Source organism: Mycobacterium riyadhense, from assembly GCF_963853645.1.
In the GTDB taxonomy this organism is placed as follows: domain Bacteria; phylum Actinomycetota; class Actinomycetes; order Mycobacteriales; family Mycobacteriaceae; genus Mycobacterium; species Mycobacterium riyadhense.
On the sequence record NZ_OY970456.1, the window covers coordinates 4,020,213 to 4,045,413 of the forward strand.

14 protein-coding genes are annotated in these 25,201 nt (G+C 65.0%); 6 read left to right on the forward strand and 8 right to left on the reverse strand.

The features are described 5' to 3' along the window. Positions 1–11 precede the first annotated feature (11 nt). From AADZ78_RS17760 to hrcA, 3 genes are all read right to left on the reverse strand, one after another. Positions 12–797: a 16S rRNA (uracil(1498)-N(3))-methyltransferase gene (locus tag AADZ78_RS17760; RefSeq protein ID WP_085252544.1), complete on the reverse strand. Its 786-nt coding sequence runs from the start codon at positions 795–797 to the stop codon at positions 12–14. 13 nt (positions 798–810) lie between these two features. Continuing rightward, entirely contained in the window at positions 811–1,956 is a 1,146-nt protein-coding gene (gene dnaJ, locus AADZ78_RS17765; RefSeq protein ID WP_085252545.1) for a molecular chaperone DnaJ, read from the reverse strand. A gap of 72 nt (positions 1,957–2,028) precedes the next feature. Beyond that, positions 2,029–3,060, reverse strand: coding sequence for a heat-inducible transcriptional repressor HrcA (gene hrcA, locus AADZ78_RS17770; protein WP_085252546.1), 1,032 nt, complete (start codon positions 3,058–3,060; stop codon positions 2,029–2,031). 188 nt (positions 3,061–3,248) lie between these two features. Between hrcA and AADZ78_RS17775 the strand changes: the two genes are divergently transcribed. The 3 genes from AADZ78_RS17775 to AADZ78_RS17785 all read left to right on the forward strand — a co-directional run bounded on the left by AADZ78_RS17775 (position 3,249) and on the right by AADZ78_RS17785 (position 5,104). Continuing rightward, complete coding sequence (locus AADZ78_RS17775; protein WP_085252547.1) at positions 3,249–3,563, forward strand: type II toxin-antitoxin system VapB family antitoxin; 315 nt, start codon at positions 3,249–3,251, stop codon at positions 3,561–3,563. Positions 3,564–3,626: 63 nt separating this feature from the next. Beyond that, positions 3,627–4,223: a carboxymuconolactone decarboxylase family protein gene (locus tag AADZ78_RS17780; RefSeq protein WP_085252548.1), complete on the forward strand. Its 597-nt coding sequence runs from the start codon at positions 3,627–3,629 to the stop codon at positions 4,221–4,223. Next, a complete protein-coding gene (locus AADZ78_RS17785; RefSeq protein WP_085252549.1) occupies positions 4,220–5,104 on the forward strand; it encodes a sigma-70 family RNA polymerase sigma factor in 885 nt (294 codons plus the stop codon). The genes AADZ78_RS17780 and AADZ78_RS17785 overlap by 4 nt, the downstream gene beginning before the upstream one ends. Before the next feature lie 3 nt (positions 5,105–5,107). Here AADZ78_RS17785 and AADZ78_RS17790 read toward each other — a convergent pair whose 3' ends face one another. The 5 genes from AADZ78_RS17790 to AADZ78_RS17810 form a co-directional block, all read right to left on the reverse strand. Further along, positions 5,108–5,623: a hypothetical protein gene (locus tag AADZ78_RS17790; RefSeq protein WP_085252550.1), complete on the reverse strand. Its 516-nt coding sequence runs from the start codon at positions 5,621–5,623 to the stop codon at positions 5,108–5,110. Between the two features lie 182 nt (positions 5,624–5,805). Continuing rightward, entirely contained in the window at positions 5,806–9,291 is a 3,486-nt protein-coding gene (locus tag AADZ78_RS17795; RefSeq protein ID WP_085252551.1) for a non-ribosomal peptide synthetase, read from the reverse strand. Beyond that, the gene (locus AADZ78_RS17800; RefSeq protein WP_085252552.1) at positions 9,288–13,850 is read right to left on the reverse strand and encodes a non-ribosomal peptide synthetase; all 4,563 of its coding nucleotides are present in this window, start codon (positions 13,848–13,850) and stop codon (positions 9,288–9,290) included. Before AADZ78_RS17800 ends, AADZ78_RS17795 begins: the two co-directional genes overlap by 4 nt. Before the next feature lie 4 nt (positions 13,851–13,854). Further along, the gene (locus AADZ78_RS17805) at positions 13,855–18,858 is read right to left on the reverse strand and encodes a non-ribosomal peptide synthetase (protein WP_085252553.1); all 5,004 of its coding nucleotides are present in this window, start codon (positions 18,856–18,858) and stop codon (positions 13,855–13,857) included. Positions 18,859–18,889: 31 nt separating this feature from the next. Continuing rightward, positions 18,890–19,828 (reverse strand): methionyl-tRNA formyltransferase, encoded by a 939-nt coding sequence (locus AADZ78_RS17810; protein WP_085252554.1) that lies wholly within the window; start codon positions 19,826–19,828, stop codon positions 18,890–18,892. 194 nt (positions 19,829–20,022) lie between these two features. Here AADZ78_RS17810 and AADZ78_RS17815 point away from each other — a divergent pair, with 194 nt between their 5' ends. From AADZ78_RS17815 to nbtC, 3 genes are read left to right on the forward strand one after another with little or no spacing between them, the layout of a single operon-like run. Further along, positions 20,023–20,781, forward strand: a complete 759-nt coding sequence (locus tag AADZ78_RS17815; protein ID WP_085252555.1) for a thioesterase II family protein — start codon at positions 20,023–20,025, stop codon at positions 20,779–20,781. Further along, the gene (locus tag AADZ78_RS17820; protein WP_085252556.1) at positions 20,778–22,088 is read left to right on the forward strand and encodes a polyketide synthase; all 1,311 of its coding nucleotides are present in this window, start codon (positions 20,778–20,780) and stop codon (positions 22,086–22,088) included. The genes AADZ78_RS17815 and AADZ78_RS17820 overlap by 4 nt, the downstream gene beginning before the upstream one ends. 4 nt (positions 22,089–22,092) lie before the next feature. Continuing rightward, positions 22,093–25,191, forward strand: coding sequence for a nocobactin polyketide synthase NbtC (gene nbtC / locus AADZ78_RS17825; RefSeq protein ID WP_085252557.1), 3,099 nt, complete (start codon positions 22,093–22,095; stop codon positions 25,189–25,191). Positions 25,192–25,201: the final 10 nt, after the last annotated feature.

Consider the following 25,201-nt stretch of genomic DNA (forward strand, 5'->3'; position numbering starts at 1 on the left):
CTGGCGACGGGTTACCGGCGTGTCGCGTCGTGAAATTCACAGTCGACCCGCGCATCCCAACGTGACGTAAGCACGCCCAACGCCCCCAGCGCCACCGCTGCCGCGCTCGACGTGCGCAGCACGGCCGGGCCCAGCCGAACCGCAACAGCACCGGCGTCGGTCAACGCGGCAATCTCGTCCGGCGTGATCCCGCCTTCGGGCCCAACCACGAGTATCAGCGAATCAGCTTGCGCCACAGCGACATCCGCAATCCGGTCGGTCGCCGACTCATGCAGGGCCAGCACCACAGCGCCGGCGACCACCTCCTCCCGGACGCGCTGAATCAGTGCCGCAGTCGACAGCACGCCGTCAACCGGAGGGATATGCGACCGACGGGATTGCCGGGCCGCCGAACGCACCACCGCTCGCCACCGGCGCAGTCCCTTGTCGGCGCGCGACCCCTCCCAGATGGCCACGCAGCGCGCCGCCTGCCAGGCCACGAACGCGTCGGCGCCGGCTTCGGTGCCCAATTCCACTGCCAATTCGGAGCGCTCGGACTTGGGCAGCGCCTGTACCACCGTGACCGCAGGCCGCCCGGGCGCGACGCTCCAGCGTTCCAGGACCCGGGCCCCTAACCCGTCGCGCCCGGCCTGCTCTACCACGCAGCGGGCCAGTCCACCGGCGCCGTCGCCGAGTATCAGCTGCTCGCCGGGGCGGATCCGACGCACGGTGGCGGCGTGAAAACCTTCGTCGCCGGCTACGACCGCCACCGCGCCGGTGTCGGGCAATGCGTCAACGTAGAACAGGGTCGCCACCATGCGCGGCCCGTAACTAGCGTCCGGTGAAGGTCTCGCGCAGCCGGCTGAACAGCCCGCCGGCAGCGTGCGTCGAGCGCACCTCGGCGATGTCGCGGCTGCGCCGGCTCTTCAGTTCGCGCAGCAGATCGGTGTCGTGGCTGTCCAGCCGGGTGGGGACCACCACCTCGATGTGGACATGCAGATCGCCGCGGGCACTGGAACGCAGATGCGGCATCCCGCGGCCCCGCAGGGTGATGGTCGAACCCGGTTGCGTGCCAGGCGGAATGACGATCTCGCTCATGCCGTCCAGGATGGCGTCCACGGTGACAGTGGCTCCCAGTGCCGCATCGACCATCGGTACCGAAACAGTGCAATGCAGGTCGTCGCCCTGGCGCACGAAGATGTCATGGGCCTGCTCGTGGACCTCGACGTACAAGTCACCCGCCGGCCCTCCCCCGGGCCCGACCTCGCCCTGCGCGGCCAGCCGCACCCGCATTCCGTCGCCGACACCGGCAGGGATCTTGACGCTGATATCCCGACGGGCCCGCACCCGGCCGTCGCCCATGCATTGGTGGCACGGATCGGGGATGACGACGCCCACGCCGCGGCAGGTGGGACAAGGCCGCGACGTCAACATCTGACCCAGCAGCGAACGCTGCACGGTCTGCACCTCACCGCGGCCACCGCAGGTGTCGCACGGAATCGGCGCGGAATCGCCGTGGGTGCCTTTGCCCTGACACCGGTCGCACAGCACCGCGGTGTCGACGGTGACCTGCTTGGTGACACCGGTTGCGCACTCATCGAGATCCAGTCGCATCCGCAGCAGCGAATCCGAACCCGGCCGAACCCTGCCGGCCGGACCGCGTGACGCCGCACCCCCGCCGAAGCCGCCACCGAAGAATGCCTCGAAGACGTCGCCCAAACCGCCAAAGCCGGCGAACCCGCCAGCCGACGCGCCGGCAGTTGCCAATGGGTCGCCGCCCATGTCGACGATGCGGCGCTTTTCGGGATCGCTGAGCACCTCGTAGGCGATGCTGATTTCCTTGAATTTCGCCTGCGCGGCCTCGTCGGGATTGACGTCGGGATGGAGCTCGCGCGCCAGCCTGCGATAGGCGCGTTTGATCTCCGCATCGCCGGCGCTCTTACTGACGCCGAGCAGCCCGTAGTAATCGCGTGCCACGATTGGCTCTCCTATGCGGGGTCTTATGCCGCGTCTATGCGGCTGTCCACAAACTATGCAACGGGTGCGCGGTCATCGAGCACCTAGCACTTCACCGATATACATGGCAACCGCGGCAACACTCGCCATAGTTCCCGGATAGTCCATACGCGTGGGCCCCAGCACGCCCATGCCGCCGTAAATGGTGTCGAGGGTGCCATAGGCCGTGGACACCATCGACGTGCCGGCCATCTGCTCGGCCTCCGTTTCATGGCCGATGCGCACCGTCACCTTGCCCGCCTCCTGCTGGGCAGCCAGCAGCCGCAGCACCACGACCTGCTCTTCAAGAGCTTCCAGGATGGAACGCAGCGACCCGCCGAAGTCGGCGGCGTTGCGGGTCAGGTTGGCGGTGCCACCCAGCAGCAGGCGCTCCTCGGTGTGTTCCACCAGCGACTCCAGCAACACCGTCGCCGAACGGCCGACCGCGTCACCCAAGCCACCGGCACCGCGCAGCTCGCCGGCGAGGTCGGCGACCGCGGCCGAGGCCGCGGCGAGCTTCTTGCCTTCCAGCGCCTGGCCGAGTATCTCGCGTAGCTGCGACAGCTGGTGGTCGTCGATGACGTCGCCGAGTTCGACGATGCGCTGATCCACCCGACCGGATTCGGTGATGACAACCATCAGCAGCCGGGCCGGGCTCAGCGCGATCACTTCCAGGTGGCGAACGGTCGAAGTCGAAAGCGTCGGGTATTGCACCACGGCGACCTGCCGGGTCAGCTGGGCCAGCAGCCGTACCGCGCGGCGCAGCACGTCGTCGAGGTCGACGCCGGACTCCAGAAAGCCTTGGATCGCCCGCCGTTCGGCGGCCGACAGTGGCTTGACGTCATCGAGCCGGTCGACGAACTCGCGGTAGCCCTTTTCCGTGGGAACCCGCCCGGAGCTGGTGTGCGGCTGGGTGATGTAGCCCTCGGCCTCCAACACCGCCATGTCGTTGCGGACGGTGGCGCTGGATACGCCCAGGTTGTGACGTTCCACCAGGGACTTTGAGCCAATGGGCTCCTGGGTGGCGACGAAGTCGGCGACGATGGCGCGCAGCACCTCAAAGCGTCGCTCATCGGCGTTTGCCATTGACTGTCACCTCCTTGACCTGATCATTTTACGGTCTCGGCAGGAACCGACCGTCAACCTGCGCGATCAGTGGCACGGGCTTCGCGGCCCGGCTTCTTGCGGGGCCCACGATCGATCCGGTCGCCTGCGGATTAGCCTTTCCACCATGGTCCCGCACGCCGGGACGTGTCAGGGGAAAGCGACTGCGAATGATTTTTAAGGGCGTCCGCGAAGGCAAGCCGTACCCCGAACACGGGCTAACCTACCGGGACTGGTCGCAGATACCACCACAACAGATCCGGCTCGACGAACTGGTCACCACGACGACGGTGCTCGCCCTGGACCGCTTGCTTTCCGAGGACTCGACGTTCTACGGCGACCTGTTCCCGCACGCGGTGAAGTGGCGAGGCGTCACCTATCTCGAGGACGGTCTGCACCGGGCAGTGCGTGCCGCCCTGCGCAACCGCACCGTGCTGCACGCACGAGTGTTCGACATGGACATGCGACCGGGCCCACCGAGATAGTTTGGTCACGTTCGCATCCCCCCAGGTGTCGATCTAGTGAGGACACTCATTAGGAGGGACGCAATGCCACGACTAACCGGAGTCTCCGACCGCGAGGCCGGCCTGGGCGCCAAGATCGCCTTCTTCTTCACCAAGCGCAAGCTGGCAGCAATGGCCGGACTCGAGACCGCCGAAATGCTTGAACCGCTGCGGATGTATGCCCACATCCCCCGATTGCTCAGCGCCTACGGCAAGCTGGAACAGGCGGAATCGAAGCTGGACATTCTCAGTCCCCGGCACCGGGCGCTGGCCGAACTGAAGTCGGCGACCACGGTCCGCTGCGAGTACTGCATCGACCTGGGTTCGCAGATCGCCCGCGAGATGGGGATCACCGACGAGGAACTACGGTCGATGGCCGAGTACGAGAACGCCGCATGCTTCTCCGACGTCGACAGGCTGATCCTGCGGTACGCCACGGCGATCAGCCGCACCCCGGTCGAGGTCAGCGATGAGCTGTTCGACGCCCTGCGCGCCCACTTCGACACGGCTCAACTGGTCGGACTCACGCACATCATCACGCTGGGCAACCTTCGCGCCCGATTCAACATCGCACTGGATATCGGGTCTTCGGGCTTCTCGGGCGGCAGGGTGTGCGCGCTGCCCGACGCCCGTGAAGCATGACTGTCGACCCGGCGCTGACGGCACGTTTCGAGGCAGCTCGACCGCGGCTGGGCGCGCTGGCCTACCGGATGCTGGGCTCGATCGACGACGCCGAGGACGCGGTTCAGGAAACCTGGCTGCGATTGCGCCGCAGCACCGACGGCGACGCGGCTATCGCCAACCTGGACGGTTGGCTCACCACCGTGGTGGCGCGGATCTGCCTGAACATGCTGCGCGAGCGCCGCAGCCACGTCGGTGCGGAGCTGGTGTCGCGGCTGCCGGATCCGATAGTGGACCCCGAAGGGGAATTCGACCCTGAACACGAGGCGATGCTGGCCGATGCGGTGGGCCTGGCGTTGTTCGTGGTGCTGGACACCTTGTCGCCGCCGGAGCGACTGGCGTTCGTCCTGCATGACGTCTTCGCCGTTCCGTTCGATCAGATCGCACCCATCGTCGAGCGATCACCCGAGACGACCCGCAAGCTGGCCAGCCGGGCGCGGCGGCGCATCCAGCAGGCCGATCCGGTTCCCGACGGCGACCTCGCTGCCCAGCACGAGGCGGTCGACGCCTTTTTCGCGGCCGGGCGCAGCGGCGACTTCGACCGCCTGGTTTCGGTGTTGAATCCGGACGTGGTGCTGCGCGGCGACTTCGGACCCGGCGCCGCCATGTTCCGCGCCGAGGGCGCGTCCTCGGTGGCGAAACTGGCCCGCAGTTATGCGGGGCCGGAGCGTGAAGTGCGCGCCGCCATCGTCAACGGCGCCGCCGGCGCGGTCATCTTCGTCTCCGGTCGACCATCGGCGATCATGGGATTCATGGTGCGCGACGGACGGATTTCCGCGATCGACGTGCTGGCCGACCCGCAGCGCGTCGGCAGAGTCGACCTGAGCGCCCTGAACGGATAGCGGTCAGCTCCCCGCGGCGCGCAGCAGCTCCATCGCCGAGTCGCGCGACAGCACCCAGCTGCCCTGGTTGACGAATGTGAGGTTCTGCGTAACCGGCGGCGAAAGCTTCGGGCCCGACACGGACACGTCCGCGGTGGCCGAATTGCCCGCGGCGGGTTGGATATTCGCCACGCTGAACGACAGCGGCAGGTCCCCGTTCTTGTCCGCCTTCTTCAGCTCATGGTCGGCGATGCGCGCCTCGGTCCCGCCGATGCCGCCCTCAACCAAATTGCCCTTGTTCGTGAACGAAACGCTGGGGTCGGCCAGGGTGTTGAGCAGGCCGGTCAACTGGGCCGCGGTCGGAAGGTTTGCGGCCGCGGCCGGAGTCGGGGTCGGTGCCGGGTCCAGCGGCAACGGTGCACCGACGGCCACCAGTTGCACCTGGCATGCGGCCGGAGTGCTGGATGCGATGGACGTCACACCGGCGGCCGCTGCACCGATCGCGGCTACGGCGGCTAAACCCACGGCGAGCGATTTCATGATCTCCCCCTCTGATTCACACGGAACGTTGCTACTGGTGTTTCGCTTTCGGGACGGATTGCATTACATCCGACGTAACTGTGAGCTTCGTCGGCGAGTCTGTGGCCCAGCTGTGTAGCAGGCGTGAATTTTGGCTCCCCCAACGCTGCGGGTTGCGCGACATGACCTGCACTAGCCTGCGACTAGCCTTGCGCGAGAACCTCCTCATCGGTCATGGCCGCCACCTCGAGGTAGTGGCGTGCGATCACTGCCAGTCGTTGCGGCGTACCCCGTTGGGCTTCCCGGTTGTTCAGCCGCTCGGCGAATCCGGCAACCGTGCGGGTCGCGAACAGGTCCGCGACGACGGCGTGATCGATGTCGAGCCAATCTCGTACCCGCGCAACGACCGTGGTGGCCAACACCGAATCGCCGCCGAGGGCAAAGAAGTCTTGGTGCACGCCCACCGAAGGTTGTCCCAGCACTTCGCCGACGATCCCGGCAAGTGCAGCCTCCAGATCGTTGCGCGGGGCGCTGGCTGCACATTCGAATCCTTCTTCTAACGCCTCCGCTTGGAGCAACGCAGTCACGGCCCGGCGATCCAGTTTGCCATTCGGGGTCAGCGGAAACCGCTCGAAAAGCACTGTGCGAGTGGGAACCATGTAACTCGGCAACAGATCCGCCACCGCCTTGCGGACTGCCTCGGTGACGTCACCGACCTCACCCGGGTTGCCCGCGATCGCGGCGACCAGTTTGGGTGCGTTGGCACCGACGACGGCCGCGACGGCGTGACGCACCCCGGGCACGCTCCGAAGCGCGCTCTCCACCTCGCCGAGTTCGACTCGGTATCCGCGAATCTGCACCTGGTTATCGGCGCGGCCAAGGAACTCGATGGTGCCGTCGGGCCAGTACCTGGCCATATCACCGGTCTTGTACCAACGAATTCCGTCGTGTTCAACGAAACGCTCGGCGGTGCGTTCCGGCTCGTTGCGGTAACCCGCAGCGACGTTCGCACCGCCGACCCACAGTTCACCGGGAACCCAATCGAGGCAATCGCGGCCCGAAGGCGAAACCACTCGACACCGAACGTTGCGCAGCGGAACACCGAACGGCACGGTCACCCAGCGCGCCGGCGGTGCGCCGATCACTTCGCAAATGGTGCTGTGAATGGCCGTCTCGGTCGCACCGCCAAGACCAGAGAATCGGCATCCAGGCACCAGCTTGGCTAGCCGACGAGCCAACTCGGCGCCAACCCAGTCACCGCCGAGGAGGACGGCGCGTAAGGAGTCGCCGAGCCGATCGCCGCCGAGCTCGAGGATCATGTCCAGCATGCTTGGCACGCAGTTGAGGATCGAAACCCGGTGCTGGCGAATCAATTCCACCCACGTTGTAGCTGCGACCCGGTCCTCGGAGTCGACCTGGACCACTGCCCCACCCACTGAGAAAATGCCGAAGATGTCGTAGACCGACAAATCGAATTCGAGAGCCGAAAGCGCCAGTGCCCGATCGCCGCTGTTGACGCCGAACCACTCGTTGACGGCATCGATGGTGTTCATCGCGGCGCTGTGCGGTACGTCGACGCCCTTTGGCAGACCCGTCGAACCCGATGTGAACAGGACGTAGGCGATCTCATCGGTATCCGGGAAGACCGGTGCCGACAGTGGCTCCGCAAAACTGCTTGCCGCATCGATGGAAAGGCACGGAATCGGCAGCCGGCCGTCGGCGCCGTCGACGGTTAGCGCCGCAACGACGTCAGCGGTCTGAAGAATCTTGGCGCGCCGCGCATCTGGCTGGTCGAATCCGATCGGCACGTACGTTGCGCCCGCGGCAAGTATCCCGAGCACCGCCACAACTTGATTGCGTCCCTTCGGCAATTGGACGGCGACGGCGTCACCGGCCGCCACGCCCCGGGCGTGTAAGGACCCCGCGACGGCAAGCGACCGTTTCGCCAGTTCCCGGTAACTCCATTGGCCTTTATCGTCGCCGACACCCCACAGCACGGCCGTTGCGTCGGGATTCGCCGCGGCGTGCTCGAAGAAGCCCTGATGCAAACACCGCCCGCTGACCGGCCCGTCGGTTGCGTTGACCGCCGCCCGTACCTGCGCCTGTGCACTCGGCAATCGGACCGTGGCTTCGGCGTCCCAGCCGGCGTCGCCCTCCGCGAGCCGCTCGACCGCATCGGTGAAGGTAGCGAACATGGCATCGATCAGGCCGTCCGGGAATGCTGACTCGCGAACGTCCCAGTTGACCAGCAATCCGCCGCGCAGTTCGGTGATTTGGGCGTCCAGCAATACCTGGGGCCCCTGCGAGATGATCCACACTGGTGCACCGAATGTCTCAATGACGTTGCCGGCAAACAACTCACCGAGATCCAGCGCACTGGTAAAGACAACCGGCGCCAGCACCGGCTCACTCCGGCATCTGCCCAGATCGCGCAGCACTTCAAGTCCGGAATACGCTGCATGTGAACAACTTTCATACATACTGCGCTGAATTTCGCGGGCCCGGACGGCAACCGACACGTTCTCGGTCACGTCGACCTCGAGCATGATCGACGAGGTGAAGTCTCCAACCACCCGGTCGATGTCCGGGTGCACCGGTTCGCGATGGAACAACGGCACATTCAGCAGGAACGCGCCTTGCGCCGACCAGCCCCCGATGGTGTCGGCGAAGACCGCGGCCAGCGCCGTCGCCGGTGTGACGCCGCGTGCGTGAGCGCCGGCCACCAGCCGCTGTTTGGCGTCCGGTGCCAGCCAATGGTCGTAGCGCACAGTGCGATGCGGTGCCCTACGTTCCCCCACCGCAACGGTCGGCAGTTCCGGCGCGCCCGGCATCTCCGGCAACCGCCGCTGCCACCAGTCTCGGTCTCGCTCGCGCGCGCTGGGGTCTTCGCGTCGCTGCGTGCGAAAACTCCGATAGCTGTAGCCTGGCGCCGCCAGCTCCGCACCCTGGTACAACTCGGCCAGATCGTAAAGCAGCACGCGATAGCTCATTGCGTCGCCGGCCAACATGTCAATATCCAGGTGTAACCGGCTGCGGTCCGGGTCACGCAACGTCAGGGTGACGTCGAAGACTTGACCGTCTTCAATTGCCAGACGCTGGTGGGTTTTGCGGTCGCGCAGTTCCATGAGTGCGGTCTCCACCTGCTCCCAGCTCTGGCCGCGCAGATCGACCACACTGAACACCGGCCTGCCCGGCCGGGACAGCGTTTGCTGGGTCCCGTCCGGGAGGAATCGGGTGCGAAGCATCGGATGTGCCGCTACGAGGTTGGACACCGCGCGCTCCAAACGCACGGGATCTATTTGCCCACCATCGAATTCGGCGTAGAGATGGGCAGCGACGCCGCCCAGCTCCTGCTCATCGGAACGGCCGACCCAGTACGCGTGTTGCATGGTGGCCAACGGGAACGGGGTCTCTTCGGCTGCCGGTTCGGTGGGGTCAGCCACGAATGTCTCGGCCGCGTCTTGCATTCCATCCGCGCTGAGCAACCCGTACCACGAATCGACCGTCGGACTGGCCGCGAGTTCGGCAAAGGTGATGGCGGCCCCGCGTTTGCGCCAGCCGCCGGCGAGCACCATCATGCGGATCGAGTTCAGGCCCAACTGGATCAGATTGTCGTGGTCGGCGACATCTGAGGCCGGACAACCAAGTTCGGCCGCCACCGCAGCCCTGATCTCGTCCCTACCAATCATTCCGGTCCTTCCCACGGTGCCAGCCCAGCTGCGAGTACCGCGATCCCGCGCTGCCAGAACTGCATCAGTCGATCGATATCGGCTGGCGCGAACAGGGCATCGCTCCAGCGCAAGTTGCTGATCAGTTGCGTGCCCTCCGGCGTATTGGCAATGAACGCGCTGATGTTCAAAGCAAAGCGCAGCGGCAGATCTGGCTCGGGCGCGTTCGGAAGCGCATCGATGTACTCCCCGCTGAGGAGTGACCAGGGTTGGTCGGCGACACTCCCGAGGTCCAAACGACCCAGATAGCTGAACTGAATCTGCGGTTCGGCCGCCTCCTGCAGCTCCGGGACGCGGTCCACGTAATGCAGCAGACCGTAATCCAAGCCGTCGTTGGGCACCTCCGCAAGGTGAGCCACCACCGAGTCGACCAGGGCCCGGGCCGAACCCGGATCCTGTTCGGCCTGTTCGATATCGACCGCCGCGGCACCCACTCCGAATCGCACCGGGAACGCGTTGGTGAACCAGCCGACGGTGTTGGTGGTGTCGGTGTCCAACATGGCGTCGGCCCGCCCGTGGCCCTCCAGGGCGACGAGAGTCCCCGACGCCGGATCCTCGTCACGACTGCGGCGCCAACTGGCCATGGCCATCGTCGTTGCCGCCAGCAGGAATTCGCGCACACCTTCGTCTCTGGTGAGCGCCGTCAACACCCGCGCAGTGACCTCGACCGACGTAACTGCCCGTGTGACACGCAGGGTGGACCAGGTGTCCCGGGCCGGGTCCGGATGCCGCGTACCCAACGCGGCATCGGGCTCACAGACTTGTCCCATCCAGTAGTCCCGCTGGGCCTGCACCTCCGGCGTCGCCGCACGCTGCCACATGAGCTCGCACCACCGTCGGTAAGAAGTGAACTCTGGCAGCATTTTCGGCGTCTCACCCGCACTGACCGACCCCCAAGCCGCGGCGAGATCGCCCAGGATGATGTGCCAGGACACCACGTCCACAGTCAGGTGGTGCGCGGTGAGCAGTAGCGCGTCTGCGTGCTCAGACCCGTGCTGGGCACCGGAGAACCAGACGGCTCGCACCATCGCACCCGCGTAAGGGTCGATTTCATCCATCACCCTGGGTGCCGAATGTGTGATGGCCGACACCAATTCGGCATCGGTCGGTTTCGGTAGCCGCACTTCGGTGAGTACGTCGGCGGCGTTGACCACTCCGAGCCCACGGGTCACCAGGCGTGGACCCGCAGGGGTGTCGATCAGAATCGAGCGCAAGGTGTCGTGTCCGTCCAGCAGCAACTGCAGCATCAGCTCGATAGACGAACGCTCGATGCCCGGCGGCAGCCGGAGCAGGACGGTATGGGTGAACCGGCGGAAATTGCCGTGCTCGTATAGCCAAGACACCATCGGCAGTGGCAGGACTTCGCCGCATTCGGCGCTCGTGACGGCCACGTCGGAGTAGACGGCTGAGTCGATCGCGGCCGCGAGTTCACGAATTGTCGGAGCACTGAACACCATCCGTGGGCTCAATGTGAGCCCACGCCTGCGGGCCTTGTGGACCAACGAGATCGCCACGATGCTGTCTAACCCGCACGCAAAAAAGTCATCGTCGATGTGCGGCACCACGCCGTTGAACTGCTCTGCGAATAGTTCGCACAGCACTCGTTCGGTCGCGGTCGACGGCGACGCCGCCGCACCCGCAGTGACGTGTGAGAGCGCATCCTGCGCCAGCCGGTCCAGTGCGTGGTTATCCAGCTTGCCGTTGGCGTTCACCGGCAGCTTGGGTAACGCGACGATCCGGGCCGGAACCATGTACGACGGCAGACGGCCGGTGAGCGCGGCACGCAGCCGGAGCGGATCCTCGTCGATATTCTCTTGCCACACAACGAAACCCACCAGGCTGGCGCCACCCTCACGGCGAAGCACCGACACTGCCGCATCGTGCACTTTCGGCTCCCTACGCAACGCGGCCTCGATCTCGCCGATCTCGACTCGGTAGCCACGAATCTTCACCTGGGCGTCGCCACGTCCCAGGTAGGCGTAGCCGCCGTGGGGTAGCCGACGCACCAAGTCACCGGTGCGGTACATGCGCTGTCCGGGGCGGAACGGGTCCGCGACGAAGTGTGCGGCGGTCATGGCGGACTGGCCGACATAGCCGCGGGCCAGTTGCGCTCCGGACAGATACAGCTCACCCACCACGCCGTTGGGGACGATCCGCAGCGCCGAATCCAGGACATAACCGAAGGTTCCGGTGTTGGCCGTACCGATCGTCGGTTCAGGGTAGTCCGTGACCGGGGCCACCACCGCCTCGACGGTCATTTCGGTGGGTCCGTAGCAGTTGTAGACGGTCGTAGCCGACAGCGTGCGCAACTGTTCCCACAGCACGCTATCGATCGCTTCGCCGCCCAGGGCCAGCACCGTCAGATCGTGATTCAACAGCCCCGAAGCACGCAGCTGCACCAACATCGACGGGGTGGTGTCGATCATGTCGATCTGGTAGGTCGCCATGCCCCTTACCAGCCGATCAGCGTCGCGCATCTCCTCGGCGTCGAACACGTGGATCGCGTGACCCTCGCACAGGCCGACCATGGGCTGCCAGGAGGCGTCGAAGCTCAACGACCAAGCGTGAGCGATGCGCAGCTGACGACCTACGCGCGTCAACGCCTCCCGGTAGACCCGCTCCCGGTGGTCCGCCAGGTAACTCACGATCGCGGCATTGGTGCCGACGACGCCCTTGGGTTCCCCGGTCGAACCGGACGTAAAAATGACATACGCGCTGTGCGCGGGATGCCGATGAACTTCCGGCGCCTTTGCGGCAACTCGGGAAATACGCTCGGCCACAGCGGGATCGTCAATGACCAAGGTGGCGATCTCGACACCGACCAGATCCGCGCAGCCGCTTTCGGCAACGGCGAGTACCGGATTGGCTTGGCGCAAAATTGATCGAATCCGCGCTTGCGGGAGCGTGATATCGACCGGCAGATACGCGCCACCGGCGGCCAGCACGGCCAGGATCGCCACGATGGATCGCGCCGAGCGTGGCAGCACCAGCGCCACCACCCGTTCCGGGCCGACGCCGTGCGTCGCCAGCACCTGAGCCAATCGGCTTGCGTCCGCGTGTAGTTCGGCGTAGCTGTAACGGTCCCCGCAGCCGGTGGTCAGGGCGTCGGCTTCGGGTGTGGCGCGTACCTGCCGCTCGAACAATTCCCACACCGTGGCCTCCGGGGTGGGTACTGACCGCGTCGCAAGACCACGGAATTCCGAGCGCTCAGCGCAGGTGAGAACATCCAGCGCGGCTGGGGTTCGGTCGCCGATGTCGGGAAGTTGCCGCAGCACCCCGACCAGTCGCTCGCAGATCTGTGCCGCCGGAAGATGCGGCAGCGCTTCACGAATCGTCTCGACCACCACCACCAGGGTGTCGTCCCGCAGATGCGAGACCACCGTCAACGGATAGTGCGTCAGACTCTCGCCCTCGACCGGAGCGAAGGTGGTGCCGTCGGAGGTTGTCACCGGCCGAATGGCGTCCTGGATCGGCGCGTTCTCAAACACAAACAGGCTGTCGAACAACGTTCCTCGGCCATGCTCCCGCTGCAGCTCCGACAGGCTGAGATAGCCGATCTCACGCATCGCCGACGACTCGCGCTGCAACCGCGCGCATTGTTCGACCACCGAGGCTGTGCCGCTCAGCTGGCACACGACCGGCACCGAGTTGATGAACATCCCCACCATGGTCTCCACGCCAGACAGCTGCTCGGGACGGCCGGAAACCACAGTGCCGAAAACAACGTCACGACGATCGGTGAGCCTGCCCAGGACGACAACCCAGGCGAAAAGCACTGCGGTACCCAGGGTGAGACCGTTACGGCCCGCCCACTGCCGCAGCCGAGCCGTTTCGCCGGCAGGCAGTAGCAAGTCCGACTTTTCCGGCACTCCGCCGACCGCCGCGGTCCTGCCATCGGCCAGCATCAGCGGCGCGGACACTCCCTGCAAATATTCAGTCCACTTGGCGGTCGCAGCCGCTCGATCTTGTCCTGCCAGCCAAGCGATGTAGTCGCGGTACGGACGTGGGTTGGCTAGCCCGTCAAGCGATCCCCCCGCCTGATATATGGCCAACATCTCGGTAAAGAACACGCCAAGTCCCCAGCCGTCCACCAGAATGTGGTGCGCGGTGAAAATCATCCGGCGCCTGGTCTCACCGGGCACAGTGAGCAGCACGACGCGTAATGCGGGGCCGCGGCTCAGGTCAAACGGACGGCGCCGCTCCGATCGGGCAATAGCATCGAATTCCATTGGCATCGCGACTCGTTCAGACCACGGCAGCTCCGCGTGCGCGGGCACGATCTGGACCGGTTTCGGCACGTCGCGATCCCAGAACGCGGCACGCAGATTCGGGTGCCGGTCCAGCATGGCCTGGGCGCTGCGGCGGAGCAGCTCGACGTCGAGCGGTCCGTCGATGTCTGCCACGAATTGCATCGTGTAGATGTCAACGCCGTCCTCTGCCAATCGGTATAGCGCAAACAGCCCCTCCTGCAGCGGGGTGAGCGCAAGAACGTCCTCGATCTGCGGCGCAGTGGTCACGATCGCCTCACGATTGGTTATGCCAGGATGCGGTGAGCGCCGCCAGCGCGTCGGCGTCCAAACCCGACGCGCTCATCGGTGTGCCCTGCTGCGCCGGCACCGAATCCGGCTCGCCCGCAGGCTGATCGGCGGCCTCGTCGATTGCCGCGGCGAGCTCGGCGATGGTCATGTGCTCGAACACCATTGCCGGGGTCAAGGCCAGCCCTTGGGCGCTGGCCCGGGCCGCCCACTGCACCGAAATGATGCTGTCGCCGCCGAGGGCGAAGAAATTGTCCTCACGGTCGACGTCGCTAATTTCGAGTAACTCCTCCAACAAGCCGATGAGGGCCCGCTCGGTTTCCTCGGAACCGCCGGTGACCGGCCCCGACCGCGCAACGGTTGTCGGGGTGGCCGGCGTGACTAGCTTCTCCAACGCAGCCGCGGGCAGTAACTCCAACGCGGACAACGGATGATCCGGCGTCGTCACGAACGCTTCCAGCACGGCGTCCAGAGCATCGGCGATAAGCGCGGCGGTCTCAGGTTCATACAGATCAGCGTTTGCGACGACCCGCACGTCGAGTCCTGCATCCGGCGTGACATTCAGCACCAGGTTCAGATCCAGGATGGATATCTCGAAGTCCATCGGCAATGCAACAACTGTGGTCTCGCCGTTTTCGGTGAGATCGGGGGGCAGCAACGCCCAATCCTGCGCACCATGGAAGTGGATCGAGTTCTGGAACAGCGGGTGGTTTCGAGATGGTGAGCGCGGTGGGTTCAGCGCCTCGACCACACGCTCGATGGGAAGTTCCTGGTGTGCCAACGCATCGAGCACCGCATCGCGGCTGAGCGCGAGCGTGGTGCGCAAACTCGGATCACCGGACAAATCGGTGCGCAGCACCACCACATTGGCGCATGGGCCGCTCATATTCGTCGTGGCCACATCGACCCGAGCCGCGACCGGGCTGCCAATCGCAATATCCGTGCCACCGCCGAGTTTGCGCAACAACACCGCGAAGGCGGCCTGATACACCATGAACTCGGTGGCGCCGTTTTGCTCGGCGAGCCGGATGAGGGCCGCTCGGCGCGCCGCGGAAACCGTGAAATCCACCACCTCGCCCCGCCTTCCGAGGACTGGCGGGCGGGTGTGATCCGGGACTATCGAGATCTCATAGGGCATTCCGGCCAACACATCGCGCCAATGCGCCAGCTCGGCTTGTCCCCAGGCGCTCGCCGCGTCGAACGCACCTTGTTGCCACAGCGCGTAATCCACGAACTGGAACGGCGGCGCCGCCCACTGCGGCGCCTTTCCTTGCAAGCGCGCACGGTACGCGACGATGAGGTCCTCGAAGAGAATCCCGAGCGAGACGTGATCGGTAACGATGTGGTGGACGAGCACGAGCAGCACGTGCGTATTCGCGCCAACTGCCAACAGGGTAGGCCTGATCAGCGATTCGGACTCCAACGCGAAAACATACCGACGCAGCTCGGCTACCGTCTCGTCGAGCTGGTCAGCGGCGATCTGGGTCACCTCCAGTTCCAGCTGACGTATCGGATGCACGAGTTGATACGGAACACCCTCATGTTCAACGAAATTCGTGCGAATCGCCTCGTGGCGAGCCACGACGTCGTTGAGCGCCGCGGCGAGCACGGGGATGTCGAGTGGACCGTTGATGCGAAGTGCAAGTGCCATGTTGAAGACATCATTGGGACCCCTCATCCGATGTTGGAACCACATGGCGAACTGCGAGTAGGACAACGGGGGCCGTTCCGGGCGAACCGCCGCAACGAGTTCCGGCCGATTCAGATCAATGTCGAACTCGGCTCGGAAGTGGTCAACCAACCGCGCGGCCAAGCCGGCCGGAGTCGGGGTATCGAACACCGCGCGAACGGTCAGCTCGACACCGAACTCGGCACGGATCTGTGCGATCAGCCGGGCCGCCAGCAGCGAATGGCCTCCCAACCCAAAGAACGAGTCTTCGGCACCGATCCTCTCCCAGCCGAACAGCCGGGCGAAGATCGCGCACATCCGGCGCTCGGTGGCCGTCGTCGGCTCGCGGTAGCTGCGTACCGCGACCGGAATCGGCGCGGGCAGCCCGCGCCTATCCAGTTTGCCGCTGACCGTCAACGGAATCTCGGGGATCACCGCAAACGCGCTGGGCACCATGTACTCCGGCAGCACCGCCGCGGTATGCGCCCGTATCTCGTCGAGATCTAGGTGCGCGGCAGCGGCTACGGGCACCAGGAAAGCGGCCAGCACGGGTCCGGCCTCGGTGTCTTCCGTGACGACCAGGCAGTGCTTGACCGCTGGATGCGTTGCGATCACGGACTCGACCTCGCCGAGTTCGATCCGGAAGCCACGAACCTTGACCTGCTCGTCGGCACGACCGACGAATTCGAGCTCACCAGAGATGTTGCGGCGGACCAGGTCTCCTGACCGATACAGCCGCATGCCTGGGTTGAAAGGATCTGCGACGAAGCGCTGGGCGGTCAGGCCCGGACGACCCAGATAGCCACGAGCCAACTGCGCACCGCCCAGGTAGAGCTCACCGATCACCTCGGCAGGCACCGGTTGCAACTCCTCGTCAAGTACGTAGGCGTAGACGTTGCGGTTGGGTACGCCAATGGGCACTACGCGCGCACCGTGCGACCCCTCGACCTGCATGTGGGTCGAGCAGACGACGGCCTCCGTGGGGCCGTAGTGATTGCGCAGCTGCGCATCGAAGTGGCTGGCGAACTTATCGGCTACCTCACCTCGAAGCGCTTCTCCGCCCACCGGCACATGGCGCAACTGCCGCCATTCTTTGACCTGCGGCAACAGCAACAGGGTGCTCAGCATGGACGGCACCATGTGCAGCACCGTGACGCGGTACCGGTCAATCAGGTCGGCTACGTACGGGACGTCGCCGAACGCCTCCGGCTTCGGCACGATCAGTCGTGCGCCCAGCGACAAGGTGACGAAGATGTCCAGCAGCGAAGCATCGAAACTCACCGACGACGACTGCAACAAGCGGTCTTCGGCGGTCATGCTCCACTCGGCGATGAAACCCTCGACGTGCTCGGCGATCGCCCGGTGCGAGACCGCGACGCCCTTGGGTTGGCCCGTGGAGCCCGACGTGTAAATGACGTAGGCCAAGTTGTCGGGACGCAACGGGCGCAGCCGATCCGCGTCGGTAACCACGGCGTCCGACAACCGCTCGGCGTCTCGTTCTGCGGCCTCGAATTCGTGCTGCCGAATAACCTTCTGTGGCCGGGCGTCGGTGACGAGGTACTCGATGCGGTCGTCCGGGTAGGCCGGGTCGATGGGGAGGTAAGCCGCACCGGCTTTGAGTACGGCGAGCATCGCCACAATGAACTCGATCGACGTGGTCATGCGCAGACCGACGATGTTCTCGGTGCCAATCTCCTGCCCGATCAGCCAGCGCGCCAAGCGATTCGCGCGACGATGCAGTTGCGTATAGGTGAGCTCGGCCTCGTCGGAAACAAGCGCGAGCGAGTCTGGGGCGGCAACCGAGGCCGCTTCGAGCACCGCGACCATCGTCGTCGGCGGCGCTGCGACAAGTTCGCCGTGCGACTGGGCCAAGACGCCAGCCCGTTCGCCGGCACCGAGCATGTCCAGGCCGGCGAGACGATGCTCGGGCTCAGCGAGCGCATGGTCGAGCAGCTGGATGTAGTGAGTCAGCATCTGATCGACGAGCGCAGCTTCCAGCACGTCGGTCTGGTACTCAAACTCGACGACTGACGCCTCTGGCTCCTCTGACGCCTCTGGCCCCTCCGGTTCAAGCACGACGGCCAGGGCAAGGGGAAGATGCGCGGTTACCGCACCCAGTTCGAGTTGGCGCACGGTGACGCCGTCCAACACAAATCCGCTCGCGCTCTTGCGCATGCTGAACCCCAGCCGGACCAGTCGGTCCATGCCGTCGTGTCCCATGCGTTCCGGGTTTACTTCGCGCACCACTCGATCGATGCCGACCGCCTGATGGGCAAACCCGTTGAGGCAGGTTTCACGGACCGCCGCGAGAAACGAGGTGAACGTGTCCGACGCCTGCGGTGTCATCCGCAACAACAGCGTGTTGCCGAAGTACCCAATGGCAGCCTCGGCCGCAGCCCTACGCGCGGTTACCGGCACCGAGATCAGGAAATCTGGCGCGCCGGTATAGCGACGCACCAGCACAGCGTAGGCCGCCAGCAACACCATAAACGGCGAGGCGGCATGCCGGCGGGCAAAGTCCTCGACCCGGCTGAAGAGGTCGGCGGGCAGCGGTCGAGTGCGCCGATCGGCTTGCCTGGACGGACTTATCGAGGCCACCCCGGGAAGCTCCAGCGGTTCTGGTGACGGCCGTAACGTGTCTGCCCAGTAGCCGACGTCGGCAACGGAAGGTTCCGCGGCACAGTCAAGTACCTCCACCGCGACGAACTGTGGCGCCTGGCCGGTCGGTTGCTGACCGTTATAGGCAGCGCTCAGATCTGTGCAGAGCACACTCCAGGAGTCGTCATCCCAACAGATGTGATGCACAACCAGCAGCAGCACGAATTCGGCTGCGCCGGTGCGTATCAGCGTTGTCCGCAGCGGTAGATCGTTGGTGAGGTTGAATGGCGTGCCAAACTTGTCTCGCGCTTGTGCCTCGACCCGCCGCTTTCGCTCGCTTTCCGGAAGATCGGTCAAATCACTTAGTTGCCAAGAGATCTCGACGTCATCGTGGAATACTTGATACGGCTCACCCTCGGTGTCCACCCCATACGTGGTGCGCAAAACGGCGTGACGCGCCACGACATCGTCGAAAGCCGCGCGCAGACGTGCCTCGTCCAGATCACCCGTCAGCCGATAGGCAACGCAGATGTTCAACGTGGTGTCGGTGGGGTCCATGGTCTGCAGGAACCACATCCGACGCTGACCGGTCGACAGCGGGTAACGTTCGCCGGCACAGACACTCGGCTTGTCGACCGATTGTCCTGCCGTTAAACCACTTTCAGCGATGCGCCGACGCAACAATTCGCGCCGACGCTCCTGCACCGCCCTGGCATCGTCTGCCATCGCTCACCCCTAACATTGAAGTTCGCCGGGATTACGTCTGTTTGTTCAGGTAGCCGCCGCGCACGAAGAACTCGTCCCCGCGGTGCTCGACTCCATCCGCGTCACGAACGCGCGTGATCACCAAGCCGCGGTTGGCGCCGCGAAATGCGTCCGGCCCGCAAACCACCGCGCCGCCGCCCTCCTGCACGATGACTCGCCCGGGCGTACCGCCGTAACGGGCCTCGGACACGCGCGATTCGAGTACCTCGATCCGCTCCCCGCGGTAAAAGGTGAACGCGCGGGGATAGGGGTCGGACAGTGCGCGCACGAACCGCTCGAGATCCTCGGCCGGCCAACTCCAATCGATCAAACTGTCACGCTCGGAGCGCTTATGGAAGTAGGTACGCTCGGCCTTGTTCTGTGGCCGCCACACCGCCGTCCCGGACTCCAGCGCGCTCAGTGCGTCCCGTAGCGCACCCGGAATCAGGTCCATGCCCCGCAATACCAGCTCGGTGCCGGTATCGGTGGGGCCGATCGGCAATGCGCGCTGGATCAGAATGTCCCCGGTATCCAGGCCGTCGTCCATCCGGTGAATCGTCAGCCCGAACTCGGACTCACCACTGATCAGCGCCCACACGACGGGGGAAAATCCGGTGAATTTCGGCAGCAGCGAATCGTGCAGGTTCAGCGTGCCGTGTGGTGGCAGGGTGTACAGCTCCGGCGGCATCCAGCTGTACCAGCTGTTGACGACGATGACATCGGGTTCAGCGCGCTTGACCAAGTCGATGGTCTCGGCATCGACCCGCTCGGTGATGTGCACGGGGATGCCATGGTCTCGCGCGAGGTCCTCGACCGACTCCGACCAGATCGCCTTGTAGGACTGTGCGCTGGCCGGGTGGGTGACCGCGAGCACGACCTCCTGATCCAGCTCGATCAGCGCCTGCAGCGTGTTGAACCCCCAGGTCTGGAAGCCGAACGACACGATGCGCATCACACGAACCCCTCTACCTCTCAAGTGTCGGCCGGGCGGTTTGCTTCGGTTTCGGGTGCGAACCAAAGGCTCAAGCAGATTATGTTAGCCTTCGCTAAGTTGCATGGCTCTTGCGGCCGTCGGCCCGTCGCTCACGCGGGACCATGCGGGCCATTCGGAGCTAAGCGATCGAACGGTACGAGAGGCAGGGCTGCATGCCGCGGCAACTAGGGTGGATCAGGCAATTCCACCAACCGGAAGCGCCCGACAGTCTTTCGCTGCTGGTTTTTCCGCATGCCGGCGCTGGCGCATCGGCCTACCGCACATTTTCGAAAGTTCTCAGCACCACGTTCAACGTCATCGTTTTCCAATATCCGGGTCGCCAGGACCGGGCGGCCGAGTCGCCTTTGGGCTCGCTGCCCGAGATCGCCGCCGGAGCGTTCGACGAGTTTTCGACGTCAAAACACAATCGCGGGGGCCCGATCGTCACGTTTGGCCACAGCATGGGTGGTTGGGTCGCGTTCGAATTCGTCCGGATCGCAGAACCCAGGGGCATCGAGGTGCGACAGCTCGCCGTCTCCGCCGCGGTAGCTCCGTGCAACGCACCCAACAAACCGCCCCATCCGACAGATGACGAGGACATCCTGAACCACCTTGCGGCGCTGGAAGGCACCACCTCCGATGTTTTCGGCAACCGCGATCTCATGCGGCTGGCGCTTCCGGTCGTCAAGGCCGACTTTCGCGTCTGCGATGCGTACTCCCGGGCCGACGACGTGAAAGTTGCGGCACCGATTCACGCGATCGGCGGCGATCAAGACCCCATCGTCACGCTGGGCGACCTTTACGGATGGGGTAAGCACACCAACAACGTCGAAGTCACCATGTTCGACGGCGGCCACTTTTTCCTCAACGATCACGTCGACGCCGTCGCCGAGCTGTTGGCGTCGTCCGCGCAAAGCGAGCAAACGGCGTGAGCGACTACGGCTCGCCGAGCGATCCAGTGGTCATTTCCGGAATCGCTGTCGAGGCGCCCGGGGGGATCGACACCCCCGCCGCGTTGTGGTCAGCGCTTGCCGAATCACGGGAATTGATTACGCCGTTTCCACGCGATCGCGGTTGGCCGGTCGAGGATCTTTTGTCGGTGTCCGAGCTGGACGGCTGGGGACCGGTTTGCGATGCAGGTGGATTCCTGGACGACGCAACGAAATTCGACCCGCCATTCTTCGGAATCACGCACCGCGAGGCTCTGATGATGCATCCACAGCAGCGGGTTGCGATGCGCGTGGCCTGGAAGGCGCTGGAGAATTCCGGGATCAACCCCGCCACGCTCGAGGGCGAATTCGTTGGCTGCTTCGTCGGAATGTCACCGATGGAGTACGGCCCACGTGCGGCGGTCGCCGATGCCTACAGCGGACATCGGATCGCCAGCTTGGGACAACTGGGCGGCGCCGCGCGCATCTCGCATAGCCTTGGACTGACCGGCCCATCGATCAGCCTCGACACAGCGTGTGCATCGTCATTGACCGCGTTACACCTGGCGGCCATGGCGGTGGCGATGGACGAATGCGAATGGGCGCTTGCCGGCGGGGTCTGTGTGATGGGATCACCGGGAGCCTTTTACGAGTTCGCAAGGCTCAATGCGCTTTCCGATGACGGTCATTGCCGCGCGTACGCCGACGACGCCAGCGGTACCGTCTGGGGCGAGGGCGCGGGGATGATGGTCGTCGAACGTGAATCGCGGGCACGGCAATTCGGGCACCCGATCTACGGACGCATCCTGGCCATCCGTACCAACCACAACGGCAAAGGCAAGCCGATTCTGGTTCCCCGGGTGCGCGCGCAAGAGCAGGTGGTGCGCAAGACACTCGATGTCGCCGAAATCGATCCGGCCGACGTCGGAATGATCGAAGGGCATGGCACCGGAACCCTCGCCGGCGACCCGGTGGAACTGCTCGCACTGTTCAAGACCTACGGCGCGGCGGGATCCGAGGCGCTAGTGGGCTCGATCAAGTCGAACATGGGACATCCGCAGGCGGCGTCCGGAATCCTCGGACTGATCAAGCTGCTGCTGGCCGGCCAGCACGGACAGATTCCGCCAACCCTGTTCTCCGACAACCCAACCAAGATGCTGGACTGGGATCTGACGGGTCTGCGGCTGGCCACCAAGCTGCACGACTGGCCGGCAAAAGACGGCCTTCGCTATGGCGCCGCATCATCGTTCGGCGCCGGCGGCGCCAATGCGCACGCAATCATCGCGATGCCCGCGAGCTCTCGGGAGTGACGAAGTGACAGTTGTTAGCTACCAGCTCCCGAACGGATCGGCGCCCGTCCTGGTGTCGTCGGACACGCCCGAGCTGCTGCGGGGCGAGGCTGCCGCACTGCTCTCGTATGCCGCCGATCATCCCGAAGTACCACCGCAGGAGATCGCCGGGATGTTGTTCCGGACGCGGATCGCTCGCAAGCATCGAGCCCTGGCCATGGTCACCAACCGCCGCGAGTTGCTCAGTGCCCTACAGGCGGTCATCGACGACAGCGAGCATCCTGCGGTGGTTCGCACTGACACGCCCGCCGCGGCCCGCAGATTCGCCCATGTCTTTCCCGGCCAAGGCGGCCAGCGCCCCGGGATGGGGCGGCTGTTCTACGATTCGGTCCCCACGTTCCGGGCCGAGGCGGATCGCTGCGCTGCGGAATTCCAGACGCAGTTCGGACTATCGCCACTGAATTACCTTCTCGACGAACATCTTTCGACCGACGACAGTGCGGGCACGGTGCAGCCGGCATTGTTTACCCAAATGGCAGGGCTGTCCGCGGTATGGCGGTCGTTCGGTATTGCGCCGAGAGTGACCATCGGCCACAGCCAAGGTGAGATCGCTGCGGCCTATGTGTCCGGCCTGATCACGCTGGCAGATGCCGTCCGTATTATCGGGATCCGCGCCCATGCCGCCGACGAAATCGCTTCGGGCGACTACGCAATGGCAGTCGTCGCGGCCGACCGCGACACTTGTGAGGAACTACTCGCGCGCCGCTCGGGCTGGGCGGAGTTGTCGGTGATCAATTCGCCGAACGTGAGCGGAATCTCCGGTGATCGAGAAACGGTGCAAGCCATCGTGGACACGCTCACCGAGCGCGGCGCGTTCGCACGAGTCATCCGAGTCGCATACCCCGCGCACACCAGCCTGATCAACGAATTCGGCGACAAAGTTCGCACGGCCACCCAACGCGAACTGCGGAATCCGAAGTTCCTCGACGCGGATATCGACTGCCTGGGCGCTACTCTCGGCGGTCCCATCACCTCGGACCTGCTGGTCGACCAATACTGGTTCTGGAACCTACGCAACACCGTTCGATTCGATAAGGCTGTGGCTGCCGCATTGCAAATGGGAGTCGACACGTTTGTCGAACTGGCCGAACATCCCACGCTGCAGTTGGCAATTCAAGAGAATGTCGATGTCTTGAACGTCGATGACGAACCGACGACCATGGTGGTCGGTACGTCCAACCGGACGGCAATCAACCTTGACGAGTTCACGCGCAACCTCGCGCAACTGGCAGTTCATGACCTGGACTACTCATGGGATCACCTCAGCGCCGAGTCGACTGGCCCAGTCCCGCTGCCACTAGCGGATTTTCCCAATACCCGAATGAACGAGACCTTCCTGTGGCTGCCATACGATGAAGTGCTGCCCCGGCGCGCCCGCCAGGCATCCACATCGGTGATAGCGACCACCGAACCGGTTCGTACGGCCGCACCGCCACGACTGCTCACCGAAGAGTGGTTTCGGCTGTCCCGCCGCTCACTCTTACCGCCGCGCGCGATCGGGATCATCGATCACACTCGAGCCTGCGCAGGGCTTGCCGACGCACTGTGCGCCGCAGCCGCCGACCTTGGCGCGACCGTCCGGGTGATCGATATCGTAAACACCAGGGCAACAGACGATCTCAATACCTTGGCCATTCTTGTTCCGGAGTCGCCGAAGCTGGACGCCGTCGAGGCGGCAGCCGAAGTCGCAACATTTTTCGGGGACCGTGTGTGGTGGCCGGGGGTGGACGGCGGAATTACCGACTGCTGGCTGGTGACGGTGAGTAGTGAGGCAGTGGTTGGCGAGGATGCACCGCCGGACCTGGTGCACGCGGCCGCAAGTGCCGGCTTCCGCAGCATCGGCGCTGAGTACCCAGGCGTGAGATTCCGGCACCTCGATCTGCCGGCGGGCTCGACATCGGAAGCGGCGACGACGATCCTGGCGGCACTGCATACGGCGGAGGAATCGGAGCTGGCCGTACGCAGCGGCGGCCTCTACGCCAAGCGCGTCGTTGACGCCGACACCTCGGTAGCAGACCCCGATCGCTCCATTGAGACGCCCCCAGAACACGTGCTCATCGTCGGGGGGACGGGCAAGCTCGGACTCGAATTCTGTGACCACTTCGCGCGTCGCGGCGCAGGGCGCATCACCCTGGTCAGCAGATCGGGCGAGACCGCGGCGGTCGCGGACCGGCTAGCGGGCATCCGCTCTGCCACGTCGACGCAAATCGGTGTGGTGCGGTGCGACGTCGGTGACCAAGCAGCGATAGCCGAACTGGCTGAGCAGCATCACCACACGCCCGCGGATCTGATCATCCATGCCGCCGTGCAGTATTCGGGTGTCGAGCTGCAAGACGTCACGGCCGAAATGGTAGACGAGGCGTTGCGAGCCAAGGTTGTCGGCATTTCGCGAGTGTTGGCGACGTTCCCCCGGACCGACCACTGCCGGGTGGTGCTATGCTCCTCGATCTCGGCGACCGTCGGCGGTCGCGGCCTGGCACTGTATGCCGCCTCGAACCGAGTGCTCGACGCCCTGGCCTACCGGTACCGATCCGAAGGCCTAGATTGCGCTTCCGTGCAGTGGGGGCTCTGGAAGGTCGATCTCGACCGCTCGGGCATCGAAATGTGGGCCGGCATCGGTGTCGTTCCCATGCTCCCCGCCGACGCGCTCACCGTGGGAATGCGAATCCCGGTGCGTAGCAACGCCATCGTCGCGTCGTTCGATCTGGATCGCGCCCGTTCGGTGCTGGAAACATGCGGTCGCGGGTCGTTGTTGTCACAACTAAGCGCGGCCCAACCAACACTAATCGACCCAGCGGATTCTTGTCGCGCTGCCGAGGTCCCGGTCGAGGCCCAAGATACCGGTCGCTCGCACCGGTTGGTCAGGCTGCTGGCCGGGGCCATCGGCGTCGACAGGGTCGACACGATTGACACCACGGTTCCTATGGTGGCGATCGGCCTAGATTCGTTGCAGGCACTAGAGTTACGCCGTCGCGTCAAGATGGAGTTCGATCACGATCTCGAGGTCTCAGATCTGCTCGGCGGCGCGTCCATTGCCGACGTGCTGGCTAAGTTGGGCGGTTAGCCACGTGTGA